18 protein-coding genes are annotated in these 17,411 nt (G+C 49.8%); 3 read left to right on the top strand and 15 right to left on the bottom strand.

The features are described 5' to 3' along the window. Positions 1-47 precede the first annotated feature (47 nt). Both H7A79_RS03075 and H7A79_RS03070 read right to left on the bottom strand, forming a co-directional pair. Positions 48-971: a CobW family GTP-binding protein gene (locus H7A79_RS03075; protein ID WP_187001014.1), complete on the bottom strand. Its 924-nt coding sequence runs from the start codon at positions 969-971 to the stop codon at positions 48-50. Continuing rightward, complete coding sequence (locus H7A79_RS03070) at positions 941-1,426, bottom strand: Fur family transcriptional regulator (RefSeq protein WP_135035599.1); 486 nt, start codon at positions 1,424-1,426, stop codon at positions 941-943. Before H7A79_RS03070 ends, H7A79_RS03075 begins: the two co-directional genes overlap by 31 nt. On the opposite strand from H7A79_RS03070, the gene H7A79_RS03065 reads away from it, so the two are divergent. After that, positions 1,419-1,574: a hypothetical protein gene (locus H7A79_RS03065; protein ID WP_187001013.1), complete on the top strand. Its 156-nt coding sequence runs from the start codon at positions 1,419-1,421 to the stop codon at positions 1,572-1,574. The two genes, H7A79_RS03070 and H7A79_RS03065, sit on opposite strands and share 8 nt — an antisense overlap. Before the next feature lie 391 nt (positions 1,575-1,965). On the opposite strand, the gene lpdA is transcribed toward H7A79_RS03065, so the two are convergent. The 10 genes from lpdA to sdhC form a co-directional block, all read right to left on the bottom strand. Beyond that, positions 1,966-3,396 carry a dihydrolipoyl dehydrogenase gene (lpdA, locus tag H7A79_RS03060; protein WP_135035602.1) on the bottom strand — a complete coding sequence of 477 codons (1,431 nt, stop codon included), beginning with the start codon at positions 3,394-3,396 and terminating at the stop codon, positions 1,966-1,968. A 152-nt stretch (positions 3,397-3,548) separates the two neighbouring features. Beyond that, positions 3,549-3,902, bottom strand: coding sequence for a hypothetical protein (locus H7A79_RS03055; protein ID WP_187001012.1), 354 nt, complete (start codon positions 3,900-3,902; stop codon positions 3,549-3,551). Then, a complete protein-coding gene (gene odhB, locus H7A79_RS03050) occupies positions 3,892-5,085 on the bottom strand; it encodes a 2-oxoglutarate dehydrogenase complex dihydrolipoyllysine-residue succinyltransferase (protein ID WP_187001011.1) in 1,194 nt (397 codons plus the stop codon). The genes H7A79_RS03055 and odhB overlap by 11 nt, the downstream gene beginning before the upstream one ends. Before the next feature lie 64 nt (positions 5,086-5,149). Next, a complete protein-coding gene (locus tag H7A79_RS03045; protein ID WP_187001010.1) occupies positions 5,150-7,984 on the bottom strand; it encodes a 2-oxoglutarate dehydrogenase E1 component in 2,835 nt (944 codons plus the stop codon). Positions 7,985-8,191: 207 nt separating this feature from the next. After that, on the bottom strand, positions 8,192-9,475 hold the full coding sequence (gene gltA / locus H7A79_RS03040) for a citrate synthase (protein WP_135035614.1): 1,284 nt from the start codon (positions 9,473-9,475) through the stop codon (positions 8,192-8,194). 74 nt (positions 9,476-9,549) lie between these two features. Next, the gene (locus H7A79_RS03035; protein ID WP_135035617.1) at positions 9,550-9,816 is read right to left on the bottom strand and encodes an FAD assembly factor SdhE; all 267 of its coding nucleotides are present in this window, start codon (positions 9,814-9,816) and stop codon (positions 9,550-9,552) included. 1 nt (position 9,817) lies between these two features. Beyond that, positions 9,818-10,522, bottom strand: coding sequence for a succinate dehydrogenase iron-sulfur subunit (locus H7A79_RS03030; protein ID WP_187001009.1), 705 nt, complete (start codon positions 10,520-10,522; stop codon positions 9,818-9,820). Positions 10,523-10,545: 23 nt separating this feature from the next. After that, positions 10,546-12,309: a succinate dehydrogenase flavoprotein subunit gene (gene sdhA / locus H7A79_RS03025; protein WP_135035623.1), complete on the bottom strand. Its 1,764-nt coding sequence runs from the start codon at positions 12,307-12,309 to the stop codon at positions 10,546-10,548. Then, entirely contained in the window at positions 12,306-12,653 is a 348-nt protein-coding gene (gene sdhD, locus H7A79_RS03020) for a succinate dehydrogenase, hydrophobic membrane anchor protein (RefSeq protein WP_135035626.1), read from the bottom strand. The genes sdhA and sdhD overlap by 4 nt, the downstream gene beginning before the upstream one ends. Continuing rightward, entirely contained in the window at positions 12,647-13,024 is a 378-nt protein-coding gene (sdhC, locus tag H7A79_RS03015) for a succinate dehydrogenase, cytochrome b556 subunit (RefSeq protein WP_135035633.1), read from the bottom strand. The genes sdhD and sdhC overlap by 7 nt, the downstream gene beginning before the upstream one ends. A 605-nt stretch (positions 13,025-13,629) precedes the next feature. Between sdhC and H7A79_RS03010 the strand changes: the two genes are divergently transcribed. Next, positions 13,630-14,610, top strand: coding sequence for a malate dehydrogenase (locus H7A79_RS03010; RefSeq protein WP_187001008.1), 981 nt, complete (start codon positions 13,630-13,632; stop codon positions 14,608-14,610). 429 nt (positions 14,611-15,039) lie between these two features. Beyond that, positions 15,040-15,405: a YkvA family protein gene (locus tag H7A79_RS03005; protein WP_135035639.1), complete on the top strand. Its 366-nt coding sequence runs from the start codon at positions 15,040-15,042 to the stop codon at positions 15,403-15,405. Positions 15,406-15,462: 57 nt separating this feature from the next. Here the strand turns inward: H7A79_RS03005 and H7A79_RS03000 are convergent, their stop codons facing one another. From H7A79_RS03000 to cysK, 3 genes are all read right to left on the bottom strand, one after another. After that, on the bottom strand, positions 15,463-15,972 hold the full coding sequence (locus H7A79_RS03000) for a prokaryotic membrane lipolipid attachment site family protein (RefSeq protein ID WP_167743114.1): 510 nt from the start codon (positions 15,970-15,972) through the stop codon (positions 15,463-15,465). A 124-nt stretch (positions 15,973-16,096) separates the two neighbouring features. Then, positions 16,097-16,165 carry a lipoprotein gene (locus H7A79_RS02995; RefSeq protein WP_353663639.1) on the bottom strand — a complete coding sequence of 23 codons (69 nt, stop codon included), beginning with the start codon at positions 16,163-16,165 and terminating at the stop codon, positions 16,097-16,099. A 259-nt stretch (positions 16,166-16,424) separates the two neighbouring features. Then, on the bottom strand, positions 16,425-17,357 hold the full coding sequence (gene cysK / locus H7A79_RS02990; RefSeq protein ID WP_135035645.1) for a cysteine synthase A: 933 nt from the start codon (positions 17,355-17,357) through the stop codon (positions 16,425-16,427). Positions 17,358-17,411 lie beyond the last annotated feature (54 nt).

Here is a 17,411-nt window from a genome sequence, read left to right as displayed (position 1 = left end):
TTTCTTCAGACGGCCTTTTCAGGTGCCGCATCAGGCAGATTCAATGCCTATTCCAGCGCGTTGCCCAGCTTTTTTTCGATTAAGTCGGCATCAAACGATTTGGCAATCAGTTCAAACCGGCTGTCGCGCCGCCATGAAACCTGGCTGGCACCCCATTTGCCGTCTACCCAGTTGAGCCACACCCAAGTGTCCATCACCTGAAATACGCCTTTGGCACGCACCAAACCTTCGGCAAACCGGGGTAAGCCGTTAAAGAAATCGGTGAGTTTCTCACCATCGAAATTTTTCCCTGCGGGAAAGGTAAAGCCTTGCGACTGAAAACCCATGGTGTTGTCGGACAGCCCTTTGAGGCGGTAGCGCGGTTTTTCGATAACGGGAATATCAAGCCAGGCGATTTCCATGCGGGCGTTTTCCACTTCCGCCACTTTGGCTTTGGGCGGAAACAGCTTGGCGGCTTGCTCACGGAACTGCGCCAATTCTTCTGGAGTACACAAATCGGTTTTGCTTGCCACCAACACATCGCACACGCCGATTTGGTCTTTATAAAGCGCCTGCTGCGCATAATCGGGGTTCACAAACTGGCGCGGATCGACCACGGTAAACACAGCCGCAATTTCGAGTTGCTCCCGCAGCGGTTTGACTTTTAAATCGTCAATCACGCTGGCGGCGTGTGCCAGGCCGCTGGCTTCTATCACCAAGCGGTCGGGTTTGGCATCGCGCAGCATTTTCTGCACGGTCGCGCCCAATTGTGCGCCGGCAGTGCAACACAGGCAGCCGCCGGCAATTTCGGCCACAGGAATGCCGTTATCGCTCAGCACGGCACCGTCAATGCCGATTTCGCCGAACTCGTTCACGATAATCACCCATTTTTCGCCGGGGTCTTTTTGCTCCATCAGGCTTTTGATGGCGGTGGTTTTGCCGGTGCCCAAAAAGCCCGAGATTAGGTGTACTTTGGTTTTGTTTGCTGGCATTTTTTGCAGGTTCCTGTTAAAACAACGTGTTCTTCTTTCAAGGCAAAGCCACCGGCAGCCACGCCCGCCCGCAGAGCCGACCATTCGCGGCTGAGCGTTTGCTCATCCACTGCGCCGCATTCGGTGCACACCAGAATAAAGGCGCTTTGGTGGGCGGCTTCGCCGTGTTCGCTGCAACAGGCGCTGCAGTCGTGCCGGGCATGACTGCACAACACATAACCGTTTACGGCTGCTACTTTGTGCAAAACGCCCTGCTCAGCCCAAAAGTCTAAAGCGCGGTAAGCAGTGGGTGGGGCAACTGCACCGTCACTCTGCTGCTGCATTTGCGAAAGCACGTTATAGGCTTTAATCACGCCGGTTTGCTGCAAGATGATGTCCAACACCTGTTCGCGCAATGCAGTTACCTGCACGCCGTCTTGCTTGGCTTGGGTAAGGATTTTCTGTTTCGTGGTCATAGACGGGCTTTCAGACGGCCTTTACCTTAAAGAGATTGGTTATATTATAACCGAAACCCTTGCAAAATCGGTTTTAGGCCGTCTGAAACAGATGGCTGCCGTTATTCCCGTACAGCAAATTGATGACCTCATTGCGGTATCGATGTAATGGGCTAAATGTAAACCGACACAGCTTGGCCGCCCCCCGCTCAAAGAGAGTGTTTGGCAAGCCGCTGAAGCGGCGGTGGCCGCTCCCTTGCTGCCTGTTAATCAGTGGCGGATTCGTGCATTTCCGGCGCAAAGCAGCAAGCCGCCGGCAATAAAGGCAATACGGTAAGGAGCGGCAACGCCGTAACGGAGCCGGTGAATCCACATATTGCTTGCGGTTTGCCACCCCGGCTCTTCTGCGTTGTTCCGGCATGTGCTTTGCCATAAAAATACTCGGGTAAAACCCGAGTATGATGCGTGGCGAAATATGGTTTCGGCAACCGGAATACAGCCTGCATGCAGCATTTCAGACGGCCTCAAGCCATGCCTGAAAATCGGCAGACACCGCTGCATCAGCCGTGAAGGGCGCGTTTGTCCACCGCCAAAGAAGCTTCGTGCAACACCTCCGACAAAGTCGGATGGGCGTGAACAATGCGGGCAATGTCTTCGCTGCTGGCCTTGAATTCAAGGCCGGTAACGCCTTCGGCCACCAGTTCGCTCACCATCGGGCCTATCATGTGCACGCCGAGAATACGGTCGGTTTCGGCATCTGCCAACACTTTGACCATGCCCTTGGCTTTACCCAAACCTAAAGCCCGGCCGTTGGCGGCAAAGCCCGAAGTGCCTTTTTTATAGTTTGCGCCTTCTGCTTTCAACTGCTCTTCGGTTTTGCCCACCCATGCGATTTCAGGATCTGTGTAAATCACAAACGGAATCGTGTTGAAATCCAAATGCGGCTTTTGGCCTGCAATGCGTTCGGCCACGGCAACGCCTTCATCACTGGCTTTGTGTGCCAGCATCGGGCCGCGTACCACATCGCCAATCGCCCAAACGTTGGGCAGGTTGGTGCGGCATTCATCATCCACCTTAATAAAGCCGCGCCCGTCTTTTTCCAAACCCGCCGCTTCGGCATTCAGGCCTTCGGTGTTCGGAATGCGCCCGATGGAAACAATCAGTTTGTCGAACGTTTCTTCTTTGGCCTGACCGCCTGCTTCATAGGCAACGGTAACGCCTTTTTTGCTGTTTTTGATTTCGTTCAACTTCACGCCCAGCTCAATCACCAAACCCTGTTCTTTGGTGAAAATCTTGAACGCTTCTTTGGCGATTTGCTGGTCGGCAGCCGCTAAGAATGTGGGCATGGCCTCAAGAATCGTTACTTCGGAGCCGACACGCTTCCATACCGACCCCATTTCCAAACCGATTACGCCCGAGCCGATCACCCCCAGCTTTTTCGGCACCGCAGTCAGGTTCAATGCGCCTTCGTTGTCCAACACGTTTACATTGTCGATATCGACCAACGGCAGCGGCCTCGGCACGGAGCCGGTAGCGATAATCACGTTTTTGGCTTCTATCAGGCTTTTTTCGCCTTTGTTGTCCACTTCAACCTGCCACAAATCACCGTTGCGGCCTTTCAAAGAACCTTTGCCAAACAGGCTTTCGACTTTGTTTTTGTGAAACAGGAATTTGATTCCGCCCGTCAGCTTGGTAACAATGGTGTCTTTACGCTCGATCATTTTGGCTGCGTTGAATTTCACATTGCCGACAGTAATGCCGTGTTCGGCAAAATCATGTTGTGCGGCATGGAAATGTTCTGAAGACTGCAGCAAAGCTTTGGAAGGAATGCAGCCTACGTTTAAACAGGTGCCGCCCAAAGCCGGCGCATCACCCGCTTTGTTTACGCCCGCATCGATACAGGCGGTTTTCAAGCCCAGTTGAGCGGCACGGATAGCGGCAATATAACCGCCAGGGCCGGCACCGATAACGACTACATCAAATTGAGACATATTGAATCCTTTTCTCTTTAATCTGTGTTGTGCCGTCTGAAAAATATAAGCTTCGTTCAGACGGCCTGATGGCCTGAAATTTCTGAAAATCGGGTTTGACGCCGCAAACCGGCAGGCAACCCGAAAGCTGTCGGCAAATTACCGCGCGTTTTTCAGAGCTCTTTCTTCAAACCGCACGAATAAGGTTTGAAATCCTCGGCCAACCGTTTATTCCACTTGGTATGTACGCGGATAACCGCTCTTGGGTGTATTTTGCACAAAGTATCCTGCGCAAGCGGCACGCCTGCTTTATTGCTGCCCAATTGCACGCGCTTGTTGAGCAAATGTCCTTTGCTGTCATAAGCCGATACCAAATATTCTTCCTGATGGGTTGCCGCACAGGCACTTAAGGCCAATGCGGATAAAAAAAGCAGATATTTCATTATTCCCCTTATCTTAACATCCACCTTCCACAATTTTTCAGACGGCCTCATCAGGCCGTCTGAAAGCCGCAGATTAAAGATCAAGCAGCAGCCGTGCGGGATCTTCAAGCAGATCTTTGATGGTTACCAAAGTCAGCACCGCTTCACGGCCATCGATAATGCGGTGGTCGTAAGATAGTGCCAGATACATCATCGGGCGCACTACTACCTGGCCGTTTTCTACCACAGCACGCTCTTTGGTAGCGTGCATACCCAAAATGGCGGATTGCGGCGGGTTGATAATGGGCGTGGACATCATCGAGCCGAATGTGCCGCCGTTGGTAATGCTGAATGTGCCGCCGGTTAAATCTTCCAGTGCGATTTTTCCGTCTTTGGCTTTTACGGCATAATCCATGATGGCTTTTTCAATATCGGCGATGCTCATCTGATCGGCATCACGCAGAATCGGCACAACCAAACCGCGCGGGCTGCCGATGGCGATGCCGATGTCGAAATAACCGTGGTAAACGATATCGCTGCCGTCCACAGAGGCATTCACAACCGGATATTTTTTCAATGCAGCCACGGCGGCTTTCACGAAAAACGACATGAAGCCCAACTTAACACCGTGTTCTTTCTCGAATTTTTCTTTGTATTTGTTGCGCAGGTCCATAACCGGCTTCATATTTACTTCATTGAACGTGGTAAGAATCGCATTTTCCTGCTGGGAGGCCAGCAAGCGTTCGGCCACGCGGGCGCGCAGGCGGCTCATCGGCACACGCTGTTCGGGGCGCGTACCGTTGGGAACGGGGAGCGCAGACACAACAACTGCAGGCTTGGTGGCAGAAACGGCTTTTTGTACGTCTTCTTTCAACACGCGCCCACCCCGGCCGGATCCCTGCACGCTGCCGATATCCACACCTTTTTCGGCAGCCAGTTTCGCCGCAGCCGGCATAGCCGTGCCGGCCTGCGCGTTAGATGCGGAGGCTTGCGCAGCAGGTGCGGCAGTTTGCTCCGCAACCGGTGCCGGGGCTTCTGCGCCTGCTTTGGCTTCGGTGTCGATTTTCGCCAACAGTTGCTCGGCTACAACGGTTTCTCCGTCTTGGGCAATGATTTCAACCAAAACGCCGGCTTGCGGCGAGGGCACTTCCAACACGACTTTGTCGGTTTCGACATCAATCAGAATTTCATCCCGCTCAACGTATTCGCCCACTTTTTTATGCCAAGACATCAAGGTGCCTTCGGATACGCTTTCAGATAAAACGGGTACTTTTACTTCAACAATCATTTTCTTCTCCGGTGGTGTAAGGCCGTCTGAAATCATCCGCTCGGTTTCAGACGGCCTTAAATGGTTAGTTTAAAGCCATTGCATCTTCAACCAACTGTTTCAGCTGGGCAACGTGTTTGCTCATATAGCCGACCGCGGGGGATGCGCTGGCGGGGCGGCCTGCATAACCCAGTTTCTGCTGTCTGCCCAAAACTTTTTCGATACGGTGGCGCAATTGGTGGAAACCGCCCTGATTGCGCGGCTCTTCCTGCGCCCACACCACATCTTCGGCATTGGGATATTTGGCCAGCTCGGCTTGGACTTCTTCATACGGAAACGGATAAAGCTGTTCCACACGCACGATGGCAATATCTTTTTCCAAGCTGCGCTCGGCTCGGCCTGCCGCCAAATCGTAATAAACCTGGCCGGCACACAGAATCACCCGTTTCACGCTGCCGTTATCGGCACGTTCTGCCGTATCGCCGATAACGGGTCGGAAAGTCGAACCTTCGGCAAAGTTTTCCAGCGGGCTCATTGAATCTTTGAAACGCAACAGGCGTTTGGACAGGAAGATTACCAAAGGCTTGCGGTATGAACGCAGGGCTTGGCGGCGCAGAATATGGAATATCTGCGATGCTTCAGACGGCATCACAATCTGCATATTCTGTTCGGAACACAATTGCAGCCAGCGTTCCAAACGTGCAGAAGAATGCTCGGGGCCTTGCCCGTCATAACCGTGCGGCAGGATGGTGGTTAAGCCGCACAAACGCCCCCATTTGGTTTCGCCCGAGGAAACAAATTGGTCGATAACCACTTGCGCACCGTTGGCAAAATCGCCGAATTGTGCTTCCCAAATAGTGAGTTTGTCGGGCGCCGAGCAGGCAAAGCCGTATTCATAGGCCATCACGGCTTCTTCATTCAAGATGGAGTCGATCACCAAGAAGTCTGCCTGGTTTTCTGCCATGTGGCGCAGCGGAATATAGGCTCCGGCATCGCTTTTTTCACGGTTTTGGTCGTGCAAAACCGCATGACGGTGTGAGAATGTACCGCGCCCCGAGTCCTCCCCGGAAATACGCACACCCGTTCCGTTGGTTACCAGCGCCGCGTAAGCCAATGTTTCTGCCATGCCCCAATCTATCGGCTGCTCGCCGGCCGCCATTGATTTACGCGCCTCCAATACACGTTTTGCGGTATTGTGCAAAGCGAAACCTTCGGGCACCTCGGTAAACTTGTCGGTCAGGCGTTGGATATCTGCTTCAGACAAACCGCTTTCGACTTGCTCGCGCCAGTTTTGGCCTTGGTATTTAGACCAATCTACACGGTGTTTGCTTTCATAATCGGTGAGGCGGGTTTGTTCGACATGCTCGCCCTTATCCAAAGCGTTGCGGTAGGCCTGGATAAACCCTTCGGCTTCTTCTGCGTTAATTACGTTTTCTGCCAATAGTTTGTCGGCATAAAGTGCGCGGGTGCCGGGATGCTTGGCAACCTTTTTATACATCATGGGCTGGGTCAGCGTGGGATCATCGCCCTCATTGTGGCCGAGCTTACGGTAGCAAACCAAATCGATAACAACGTCTTTGTTGAATTGTTTGCGGTAATCCAATGCTGCCTGTACCACAAAGCATACGGCCTCAGGATCATCTCCGTTTACATGGAACACCGGGGCTTCCACCATTTTGGCGATATCGGTGCAATACACGGTAGATCGCACATCACGGGTGTCTGATGTGGTAAAGCCGATCTGATTGTTGATAACCAAGTGAATGGTACCGCCGGTAGTGTACCCACGGGTTTTGGAAAGGTTGAACGTTGCCTGGTTTACACCCAAACCAATAAAGGCAGAATCACCGTGAATCAACACCGGCAACACTTGGTTTTGACCACCCTCGCCCCGGCGGCTCTGTTTCGCTCGTGTCGAACCTTCTACCACAGGATTAACGATTTCGAGATGGGACGGGTTGAATGCCAATGTAACGTGTACCGCGCCGTTAGGTGTGGCGATATCCGAGCTGAAACCCATGTGGTATTTGACATCGCCGCTGGGGAGTGTTGCTGCCGCGCGGCCTTCGAATTCCGCAAATAAATCCCCGGGCTTTTTACCCAGCGTATTCACCAACACATTCAGACGGCCCCTGTGTGCCATGCCGATAATCACTTCTTCTATACCGTCTTTTCCGGCGTTTTGAATCAGGTAGTTCAAACCCGCAATCGAACTTTCGCCACCTTCTACCGAAAAGCGTTTCTGGCCGACATATTTGGTGTGGAGATAACGCTCCAAAGTTTCTGCGGCCGTTAACTGCTTGAGAATATAACGTTTCTCATCGGCATTAAATTTTGGTGTAGATAAGGAGCCTTCAAAATAATTACGGATCCAGCGCCGCTCTTCGGTATTGGCAATATACATATATTCGATACCGATATGGCCGCAATAGGTCTGTTTCAGCTTGCTGACAATGTCAGACAAGGTCATTTTACCGCTGCCGGCAAAGTCTCCCTCCCCCACACTGAACTGCACCGCCATATCGGCAGTATCCAAACCGTGGAATTTGGGATCTAAAGCATCAATGTTTCTAGGCGGCATACGTTGGAGCGGATCAAGTTGTGCCGCACCTATTCCCTGAATACGGTAAGCAGACATCATGCGCAAAACACCGACCTGCTTTTTCATCATACTTTCGTCCAAGCCCCCTGCAATAGCGGCTGTTGCCCTGTGTTTAGCCAAATTGGCGAATGATTCCTGAATCGGACGATGGGGAACATCGCGCTCTACCGCCCCGGGTTGGGCAGCAAGATCGGTAAAATATTGCTTCCACTTATCATCCACAGAATTCGGATTATTCAGGAAGTTTTCATATAACTCTTCAATATAAGATGCGTTCGAACCAAATAAATATGAAAAATTGAGCTTGTCTTCCATCATGGGATTGCCCTTTGCCTATATAGAATAAAGAGTAGAATTTTTTATTTTCAAAACATAACCGAAGCCGTCTGAAAACATGTTTATTCTACTCTTTGCACTTTAAGTTTGCGAATGCTTTTAACGCTGATTATCAAGTAATTTAATTACTGCAAAGCATGCCCTGAAAATCCAACCGACAACATTTGGTTTTCGGGGGCAAACCGTTAATTAACGTTTGTCAACAGGAACAAAATCACGGCGTGCCGCACCTGTATAGAGTTGGCGCGGGCGGCCGATTTTCTGATTCGGATCACTAATCATTTCATGCCAATGGGAAATCCAGCCTACTGTACGCGCCAATGCAAAAATTACGGTAAACATAGAAACCGGAATGCCCAATGCAGACAATACAATACCGGAGTAAAAATCTACATTCGGATACAGTTTGCGCTCCACAAAATAAGGATCGCTCAGCGCGATTTGCTCCAGTTCCATAGCCAGCTTGAATTGTGGATCGTCTTCCAAACCCAGCTCTTTCAAAACTTCATAGCACGTTTCACGCATAATGCTCGCACGGGGATCCATATTGCGGTATACGCGGTGGCCGAAGCCCATCAAGCGGTATTTGCGCTCTTTTACGCCTTCCATAAAGGCTGCAACATTCGATACATCACCAATTTCGTCAAGCATTTTCAACACAGCTTCGTTTGCACCGCCGTGTGCCGGCCCCCACAGGCTGGCAATGCCGGCTGCGATACAGGCAAACGGGTTGGCCCCCGAAGAGCCTGCCAAACGTACGGTAGAGGTAGAAGCGTTCTGTTCGTGATCGGCATGCAGGATAAAGATGCGGTCAAGTGCGCGAACCAATACGGGATTCGGAATGTAACTCTCGCATGGAGTGGCAAACATCATATGCATGAAGTTTGCCGTGTAAGAAAGGTCGTTGCGCGGATAATTGAACGGCAGGCCGTTTGAATAGCGGTAACACATTGCTGCAATTGTCGGAATTTTCGAAACCAAACGGTAGATGGCAATCTTACGGTGTTCGGGATCTGAAATTTCCAAGCTGTCTTGATAGAAAGCCGACAAAGCACCGACCACACCCACCATCATGGCCATCGGATGGGCATCGCGGCGGAAACCGCGGAAAAACCAAGTCAGTTGTTCATGCACCATAGTATGATGCATCACGGTATTTTCAAACTCGGCTTTTTGCTCTGCTGTCGGCAACTCACCATAAATCAACAGATAGCAGGTTTCCAAATAGTCGCTGCTTTCAGCCAATTGCTCAATGGGATAACCGCGATAATAAAGCTGGCCTTTCTCGCCATCAATAAACGTGATTTTCGATTCACAACTGGCAGTAGATACAAAACCGGGATCAAATGTAAACATGCCGGTACCTTTAGTAAAGGTACGGATATCGACTACGCTCGAACCTAAAGTACCTTCCAACACCGGCAACTCCAGCGTATCTTTACCCTGGGTCTGCAATTTTACTGTTTTTGACATCTCTTACTCCTTGTATTGTTCTATTGGGATTCAGACTCGGCGCATTGGATTTACGCAACCCGGTCCTGCGGTTTTCAGACGGCCTGATAACTGTCAGCCCCTCTGATTTTTTCCAGAAGAGAAAGAAAACGGGCATCAGTTGTTTCTTCTTTTTGATTAACCAAAGCCAACAATTCTTGGTCAGGCAATCTCAAAATATCCACCAATACCGCCAATTCTTCATCGCTGAGATTCTGGAATTCTTTATCCATGAACCGCCCGAGCACAATATCCAACTCGAGCAGTCCACGACGGGTTTGATAACGGATTTTGCGTTTTGCAGCTTCATCGAAAACAGGCATATTAAACCGCCCGTTTCAACATGATTTCTTTAATCTTACCTATAGCCCTAGTCGGGTTCAAGTGTTTCGGACATACGTCAACACAATTCATAATTGTGTGGCACCGAAACAAACGGTAGGGATCATTCAAATTATCTAAGCGTTCGTTGGTAATCGTATCACGGCTGTCTGCAATAAAGCGGTAAGCATTCAACAAGCCTGACGGCCCTACGAATTTATCGGGGTTCCACCAAAACGACGGGCAGGCGGTCGAACAGCAGGCACACAAAATACACTCGTATAAGCCATCGAGCTCTTTGCGCTCCTCTTGGGTTTGCAGACGCTCGCGATCAGGTGCAGGCGTATCATTAACCACATAGGGCTTAATAGAGTGATATTGTTTGAAAAACTGCGTCATATCGACAATTAAATCGCGGATAACCGGCAAACCGGGCAGAGGGCGGAGCTTAATCGGCTGTTTCAAACAGCGGATATCCGTCAAACAGGCCAAACCGTTCTTGCCGTTAATATTCATGCCGTCTGAACCGCAGATGCCTTCACGGCAGGAGCGGCGGAACGACAAACTGTCGTCCATTGCTTTCAGTTTGACAAGGGCATCCAGCAATTTCACGTCTGTAGGCTCAATTTCAAGCTCATAGTCTTTCATATACGGCTTGACATCTACATCAGGATTGTAGCGGTACACCTGAAAACGTACTTTTTCCATGTGCTGTGTTCCTTATATTCTTTTTAGTAAACGCGCTTGGCCGGTTCGATATAATCAACCGTCAGCGGTTTGGTATGAACCGGTTTATAAGCCAAGCTGTTGTCTGCAGTATAAAACAGGGAGTGTTTCATCCAGTTTTCATCGTCACGGTCAGGATGGTCGTCCGATGCGTGCGCCCCTCGGGATTCCTTGCGGGCTTCAGCTGCAACCAAAGTGGCTTTAGCGACTTCAATTAAATTATCCAACTCCAATGCTTCAATACGTGCAGTATTCCAAACTTGGCTCTTATCTTTGATTTCGGTATTTTTCACACGTTCTGCGATCTTCAAAACTTTTGCAACGCCTTCTTTCAGAATAGCATCTGTTCGGAACACACCGGCATGCAGTTGAACGGTACGTTGCAGTTCATTGCGCAATGCATCTACATTTTCACCGCCGACTTGATTGTTTAAACGATCCAAACGTTGTTTGGTTAATCGGCCTGCATCAGCGGGCAGTTCTTTCCAACCTTTTTGCCGGTTGATGTATTCAATCATACTATCCCCGGCCGATTTGCCGAACACCACCAAGTCCAGCAACGAGTTGGTACCCAAACGGTTGGCTCCGTGAACAGAAGCGCAGGCACACTCGCCTGCCGCATATAAACCATTTACCACAGTCTCGGAATTGCCGTCTTTAGGCACAACTACCTCGCCCAAATAGTTAGTGGGAATACCGCCCATCATATAGTGTGTGGTCGGCACAACGGGAATAGGGTCTTTAATAGGGTCGATACCGGCAAACTGGATAGAAATCTCACGGATTCCCGGCAGTTTTTCCATAATTTTTTCGGCGCCTATGTGATCGATTTTCAAGAGCACATGATCTTTATTTTTGCCACAACCGCGGCCTTCATAAATTTCCATCGCCATTGCACGCGATACCACATCACGCGAAGCCAAGTCTTTTACAGTCGGCGCATAACGTTCCATAAATCGCTCGCCGTCTGCATTCAGCAGGATACCGCCTTCACCGCGCACACCCTCCGTGATCAACACTCCCGCTCCTGCCACACCTGTGGGGTGGAATTGCCAAAATTCCATGTCCTCCAACGGAATGCCTGCGCGGGCGCAAATACCCAAACCGTCTCCGGTATTCATGAAGGCATTGGTTGAAGAAGCGTAGATGCGGCCTGCTCCGCCGGTAGCAAACAACACCGCTTTCGCATGAAAAATGTAAACATCGCCGCTTTCCATTTCCATCGCGGTTACGCCGACCACATCGCCGTTATCATCGCGAATCAAATCCAGTGCAGTCCATTCCACAAAAAACTGGGTATTGGCGCGTACATTTTGCTGGTAAAGCGTATGAAGCATGGCATGACCCGTACGGTCTGCTACCGCACAGGCACGCTCTACCGCACGTTTACCATGCTCGGCAGTATGGCCTCCAAACGGGCGCTGATAGATTTTTCCACTCTCCACCCTATCAAACGGCATACCCATGTGTTCCAATTCGATAACGGCCTCCGGGGCACGGCGGCACATAAACTCGATAGCATCTTGGTCACCCAGCCAATCGGAACCTTTTACGGTATCATACATATGCCAGTCCCAACGGTCTTCCTGCACATTCCCCAAAGAAGCCGAAATACCGCCCTGCGCAGCGACCGTATGCGAACGGGTGGGAAACACTTTAGATAAAACAGCTGTATTCAAGCCCGACTTGGACAATTGCAATGCGGCGCGCAAACCGGCTCCTCCGCCTCCGACAATAACAGCATCAAATTTACGAACAGGAAAACTCATACGATACCCCAAATTACCTTAACCGAATAAACCAAACAGCCGGCCAACCATACGACAGTAGCAACCTGTAAGAACAGCCGCAGGCCGAATGGCTTGATGTAGTCCATCCACAAATCGCGGATACCTACCCAAGCATGCAGAAACAGCGCAACAAAAGTAACTTGGGTAAACACCTTCACCCATGTTTGTGCAAAAAATGTCTGCCACGATTCATAACCATCGGGCAGCATCAGCAAGAAAATAATCAATGCAACGGTATAAATCAGCATGATAACAGCCGTAGCACGCTGCATTGCCCAATCACGCAGGCCGTAATGGGCACCCGCCAGTTTGCGCTCTACCATAACCATACTCCTATCAACACAGTCAATACCAAAGCTGCTACGAATGCTGTTTTTGCAGTCAAACGGGCAGTTTGAAGCTCCAAGCCTTTGTGTGCATCCAGCAACAAGAAACGTATTCCGGCCAAAGAGTGGTGCAGATATGCCCACAACAAGCCGACCAAAATCAGCTTGACCAAAGGATTGGACACCACGGAGCGGTAAGTTTCAAATGAGGTTTCACGACTCAGCGTGCCGGCCAACAAACACAACAACACAGGCAGGCTCACAAACAGAATGACCCCGCTGATGCGGTGCAGAATGGAAACAATCCCGGGTATCGGCAACCTGATATTAGGGATTTCTAGGAATACAGGGCGCTGTTTCGTCTGCATTTCAATATCCTTTTCACAGAATTTCTCAAAAACTCAAAACCTGAAACAAGCCGCCAGCTTTATCCACTGAAGTCGGCTACATGAAACTACGTCATGGCGTAATTTACATGGTTTGCCCAACGTTGGCTAGCCCTGCAAGGCAGTTTTTTAATCAAATTTAACAGCCCGCTTAACAAATAACTGTTTTACAGCAACATTGGCCAGCAAAATTTTATTTCTTTCTTGTTTTTCCTGCATTCAAACATTGCTTCATTTTCCCCAAACCCTGACAACCCGGTATGAAGCAGTACCCCATCCACCTGATAACAAAATAGTTTCACGCAATTACAAAATCCTATTGCCCCGTTAGATAATTTTGGTATGATACCGGCTGAATCAGACAACGGAATGCCATACCCTCGTGGCCGAAAGCAATTAATATACTATTTATATACTTGTATTTGCTTTTAATCATGAATCATAGAAGATATTTTCCGGCATGTCCGCCAATCTGTGTTTTTGCGTTAGACTTTTAATCTTTTCAGACGGCCTTCAGTTTGGGCCGTCTGAAAATCAAACGCCAAACGCTGTTTTAACACTCACAAATCATTCAGGAGAGTTTTGGTATGAAATCACCCGTCCGTGTTGCTGTAACCGGTGCCGCCGGTCAAATCGGCTATGCTTTATTGTTCCGCATCGCCAGCGGCGAAATGCTGGGAAAAGACCAACCCGTTATTTTGCAATTGTTGGATTTGCCGCAGGCGCAAAATGCCGTAAAAGGCGTGATGATGGAGCTGCAAGATTGCGCATTCCCGCTCCTGGCCGATATGTTCACCACCGATGACCCTGAAATTGCGTTCAAAGATGCGCAAATTGCGGTTTTGGTCGGCTCCCGCCCCCGCAGCAAAGGCATGGAGCGCGCCGATTTGCTGCTGGCCAATGCAGAAATCTTTACCAAACAAGGTGCGGCCTTGAATAAAGTGGCAGACCGAAACGTTAAAGTTTTGGTTGTAGGCAATCCGGCCAACACAAACGCCTATATCGCCATGAAATCCGCGCCCGACCTTCCCGCTAAAAACTTTACCGCCATGCTGAGACTCGACCACAACCGCGCCTTGAGCCAAATCGCCGAAAAAACCGGCAAACCGGTTTCAGACATTGAAAAATTGTGCGTATGGGGCAACCACTCTCCCACTATGTATGCCGATTACCGCTTTGCCACCATCAATGGCGAGAGCGTTAAAGACATGATTAACGATCAAACATGGAATGCCGATGTTTTCCTGCCTACCGTAGGCAAGCGCGGCGCAGCCATCATTGAAGCACGCGGCCTCTCTTCCGCTGCCTCTGCCGCCAATGCCGCCATCGACCACATCCGCGATTGGGTATTGGGCACCAACGGCAAATGGGTAACCATGGGCATTCCTTCAGACGGCTCTTACGGCATCCCCGAAGGCACCGTGTTCGGCTTCCCCGTAACCTGCGAAAACGGCGAATACAAACTGGTTGAAGGTTTGGAGATTGACGAATTCAGCCGCGAACGCATCGGCATTACTCTGAAAGAGTTGGAGGAAGAAAAAGCCGGTGTGGCTCATTTATTGCCTTGATACTTCAAGCACTGATAAAAGGCAGAAAGGCCGTCTGAAATATTTCAGACGGCCTTCGCTTCACATACAGATCAGTAAACATGCTTTATATGCAAAGTGTGTGAGAAAGTTATCTGCTTGCTTGCGTTATGGCAAGCCCCGTATTGTACCGGCTACGCATTGCAGCAACTTTTAGCTGGTTGGTCACAGCAAAGAACATGATTCTTTTATGTTTCAACAGCTTGTTAAACCGATTCTTTTCCCGGCCGAGGCTGGGCAATATCCTACCGTTTTGTGTTGTTTTGCCATACATTAAACAACCGGTTTCAATATTTTACATATACCGTCTCGGCTCCAACTCTTGCAATCAACACAAATTCCACCATTTAGTACCGTGTTCAGAACAGCAAATCACTCCAACAAACCTTTGCCACATAAAGGATTCTACACATGAACCACCCATCTCCCGAAGAATTTATTCCAAAGTTCCGCCGCAAAAAATTAGATGAACCGGGTTTTCTGAGAAAATTGGCACGCTTTGCAGGCCGGCTGGGCGCACCGGTGGTGAAACAGCTTTACACCCTTTATTTTCTGTTTAAAAGCCCTGCCACACCCAAACGTACAAAAATGATTATTCTTGGCGCATTGGTGTATTTTTTCAGCCCGATAGACAGCATTCCCGACCTGCTCGGCCCTTTGGGATTTAGCGATGACATCGCGGTCATTACCTTAGTGTATGCGCAAATAAAAAGCCACATTTCCGATGAAATCCGCGAAAAAGCCCGCCTGGCAACCGACAAACTGTTTTCCCGCTAATATAGCGGCTTTGCAGAACCAAAAGCCGTCTGAAAAATTTTCAGACGGCTTTTATCGTTATTCCAACGGGCGCATATCCATTACTTCCATCAGAAAGTTGGTAAATGCGGGATTGGCAGGCTTATTACTCATATTAGGCCAGCGTTGCTGCCAACCTCTTAAAGCATTTTGCACATACAGTTTGGATTGCTGGCTGCTGATGGCACCTCGCTGGCTATCTACTGCCGAGCGCAGGTAAACCTCATACATACTGTCGTCCACAGAATTTCTGCCAACCTGTTGGGTGCGGAAACGGTTGAGATATTGTGCTGCCTGCACTTTGGTAATCTTACCCTGGCTGACCTGATAACTCAGCCGCGTGGCTTCATCACGGATTTTCGATACATCCGTCCAATGGCTTTCAGCCAAACGGTACGGCAGTTTTGCCGTTTGCTTTTTCGGGGGCTCTTTTTTAACATTGGTGGGATTAACCGGTATTTCTTTGAAAGAAGGAAGATAAATGGTTTCACAACCTGCCAATGCAGCCAATACGAATAGGAGGGGGATATGCTTTTTCATGCGGCACATTATAATCAGATTTGGAAGATAATCCAATTAAAGAATGACAAACGGTCATTATTTTTCCTGCCATGATCCGGCATCACCGGCAAAACTGTAAAAAGCCGTCTGAACAACCTTTAATGCACGTTTTCTACCAACAACAAAGTTTGCAGCCTGCCAATACAGCCAATACGAATAGGAGGAGAATATGCTTTTTCATGCGGTACATTGTCATCAGATTCTAAAAATAATCTAGATAAAAAATAGCAAACAGCTTTTACTGCCCCTGTTTATCGGTTGCATAATGCATTTACTTACTCTGCTGCGGTGTTAATGCGCCATCACAATTTTATCATCCTCTTTTGCTTGCCCTATGCATGATGCCTCCCCACGGTTTCTTACGCACTTTTATTGAGGGGCGGTAAATGACAAAAGGCCGTCTGAACGGCCTTTAATGTAAATGGCTTTTACTGTGGTTTTCAAACCAAATCGGCAAACAGCGGGGTGGACAAATAACGCTCGCCGTAAGAGGGAACCAACACCACAATCAGTTTGTCTTTGTTCTCAGGCTTTTTGGCCAAATCCAATGCAGCCGCTACGGCAGCTCCTGAAGAAATACCCACCAAAATACCTTCTTTTTCAGCCATGGCACGGGCTGTGGCGAATGCAGCTTCGTTAGATGCTTTGATAATACTGTCGTAGATTCCGGTGTTTAAAATACTGGGAACAAAACCTGCTCCGATGCCCTGTATCGGGTGCGGGCCTTTTTCACCTCCGCTCAACACCGGGGAAGCCTCGGGCTCTACTGCTATGATTTCCACTTCGGGTTTGCGGGCTTTCAATACTTCCCCCACGCCGGTAACCGTACCGCCCGTACCCACTCCCGACACGAAAATATCTACCTTGCCTTCGGTATCGCGCCAGATTTCTTCGGCGGTGGTTTCGCGGTGGATTTGCGGATTGGCTTCATTATCGAATTGGCGCGGCATAAAATACGTGCCGGGGTTGTCATCAACCAAAGATTGGGCCTTGGCAATCGCGCCCCCCATGCCCTCTGCTGCAGGCGTTAGAATCAGCTCGGCACCGAATGCGCGCAGCAGCATGCGGCGCTCTTTACTCATGCTCTCGGGCATGGTAATCGCCAGTTTGTAGCCCCGGGCGGCACATACCATCGCCAAACCGATACCGGTGTTGCCGCTGGTGGCCTCTACGATAACCGTGTCTTTATTGATTTTGCCGGCTTTTTCGGCAGCATCAATCATTGAGGCGGCAATGCGGTCTTTCACGCTGCTGCCGGGATTGAAAAACTCAAGCTTGGCAACAACGCGGCCCGGCAAACCTTCGGTCAGACGGTTCAGTTCAACCAGCGGGGTATTGCCGATCAAATCGGTAATGCTGTGTGCAATGTTCATTCTTCTGCTCCTGATAAATTGGGGACATATTTACAACCGGCATGTTAAATTCAG

Origin of the sequence: Neisseria musculi (assembly GCF_014297595.2) — a bacterium.
Classification (GTDB): Bacteria; Pseudomonadota; Gammaproteobacteria; order Burkholderiales; family Neisseriaceae; genus Neisseria; species Neisseria musculi.
This window is presented reverse-complemented; position numbering and strand designations above follow the sequence as displayed.

Excerpts from the sequence above, each read along its gene's own strand:
- sdhA (WP_135035623.1), bottom strand. The coding sequence starts at position 12,309 with ATGAGTTTTCCTGTTCGTAAATTTGATGCTGTTATTGTCGGAGGCGGA.
- H7A79_RS03075 (WP_187001014.1), bottom strand. The coding sequence starts at position 971 with ATGCCAGCAAACAAAACCAAAGTACACCTAATCTCGGGCTTTTTGGGC.
- H7A79_RS03000 (WP_167743114.1), bottom strand. The coding sequence starts at position 15,972 with ATGTGCCGCATGAAAAAGCATATCCCCCTCCTATTCGTATTGGCTGCA.
- H7A79_RS03070 (WP_135035599.1), bottom strand. The coding sequence starts at position 1,426 with ATGACCACGAAACAGAAAATCCTTACCCAAGCCAAGCAAGACGGCGTG.
- gltA (WP_135035614.1), bottom strand. The coding sequence starts at position 9,475 with ATGTCAAAAACAGTAAAATTGCAGACCCAGGGTAAAGATACGCTGGAG.
- H7A79_RS03005 (WP_135035639.1), top strand. The coding sequence starts at position 15,040 with ATGAACCACCCATCTCCCGAAGAATTTATTCCAAAGTTCCGCCGCAAA.
- cysK (WP_135035645.1), bottom strand. The coding sequence starts at position 17,357 with ATGAACATTGCACACAGCATTACCGATTTGATCGGCAATACCCCGCTG.
- sdhC (WP_135035633.1), bottom strand. The coding sequence starts at position 13,024 with ATGCAGACGAAACAGCGCCCTGTATTCCTAGAAATCCCTAATATCAGG.
- H7A79_RS03030 (WP_187001009.1), bottom strand. The coding sequence starts at position 10,522 with ATGGAAAAAGTACGTTTTCAGGTGTACCGCTACAATCCTGATGTAGAT.
- H7A79_RS03045 (WP_187001010.1), bottom strand. The coding sequence starts at position 7,984 with ATGATGGAAGACAAGCTCAATTTTTCATATTTATTTGGTTCGAACGCA.
- H7A79_RS03010 (WP_187001008.1), top strand. The coding sequence starts at position 13,630 with ATGAAATCACCCGTCCGTGTTGCTGTAACCGGTGCCGCCGGTCAAATC.
- lpdA (WP_135035602.1), bottom strand. The coding sequence starts at position 3,396 with ATGTCTCAATTTGATGTAGTCGTTATCGGTGCCGGCCCTGGCGGTTAT.
- odhB (WP_187001011.1), bottom strand. The coding sequence starts at position 5,085 with ATGATTGTTGAAGTAAAAGTACCCGTTTTATCTGAAAGCGTATCCGAA.
- sdhD (WP_135035626.1), bottom strand. The coding sequence starts at position 12,653 with ATGGTAGAGCGCAAACTGGCGGGTGCCCATTACGGCCTGCGTGATTGG.
- H7A79_RS03035 (WP_135035617.1), bottom strand. The coding sequence starts at position 9,816 with ATGCCTGTTTTCGATGAAGCTGCAAAACGCAAAATCCGTTATCAAACC.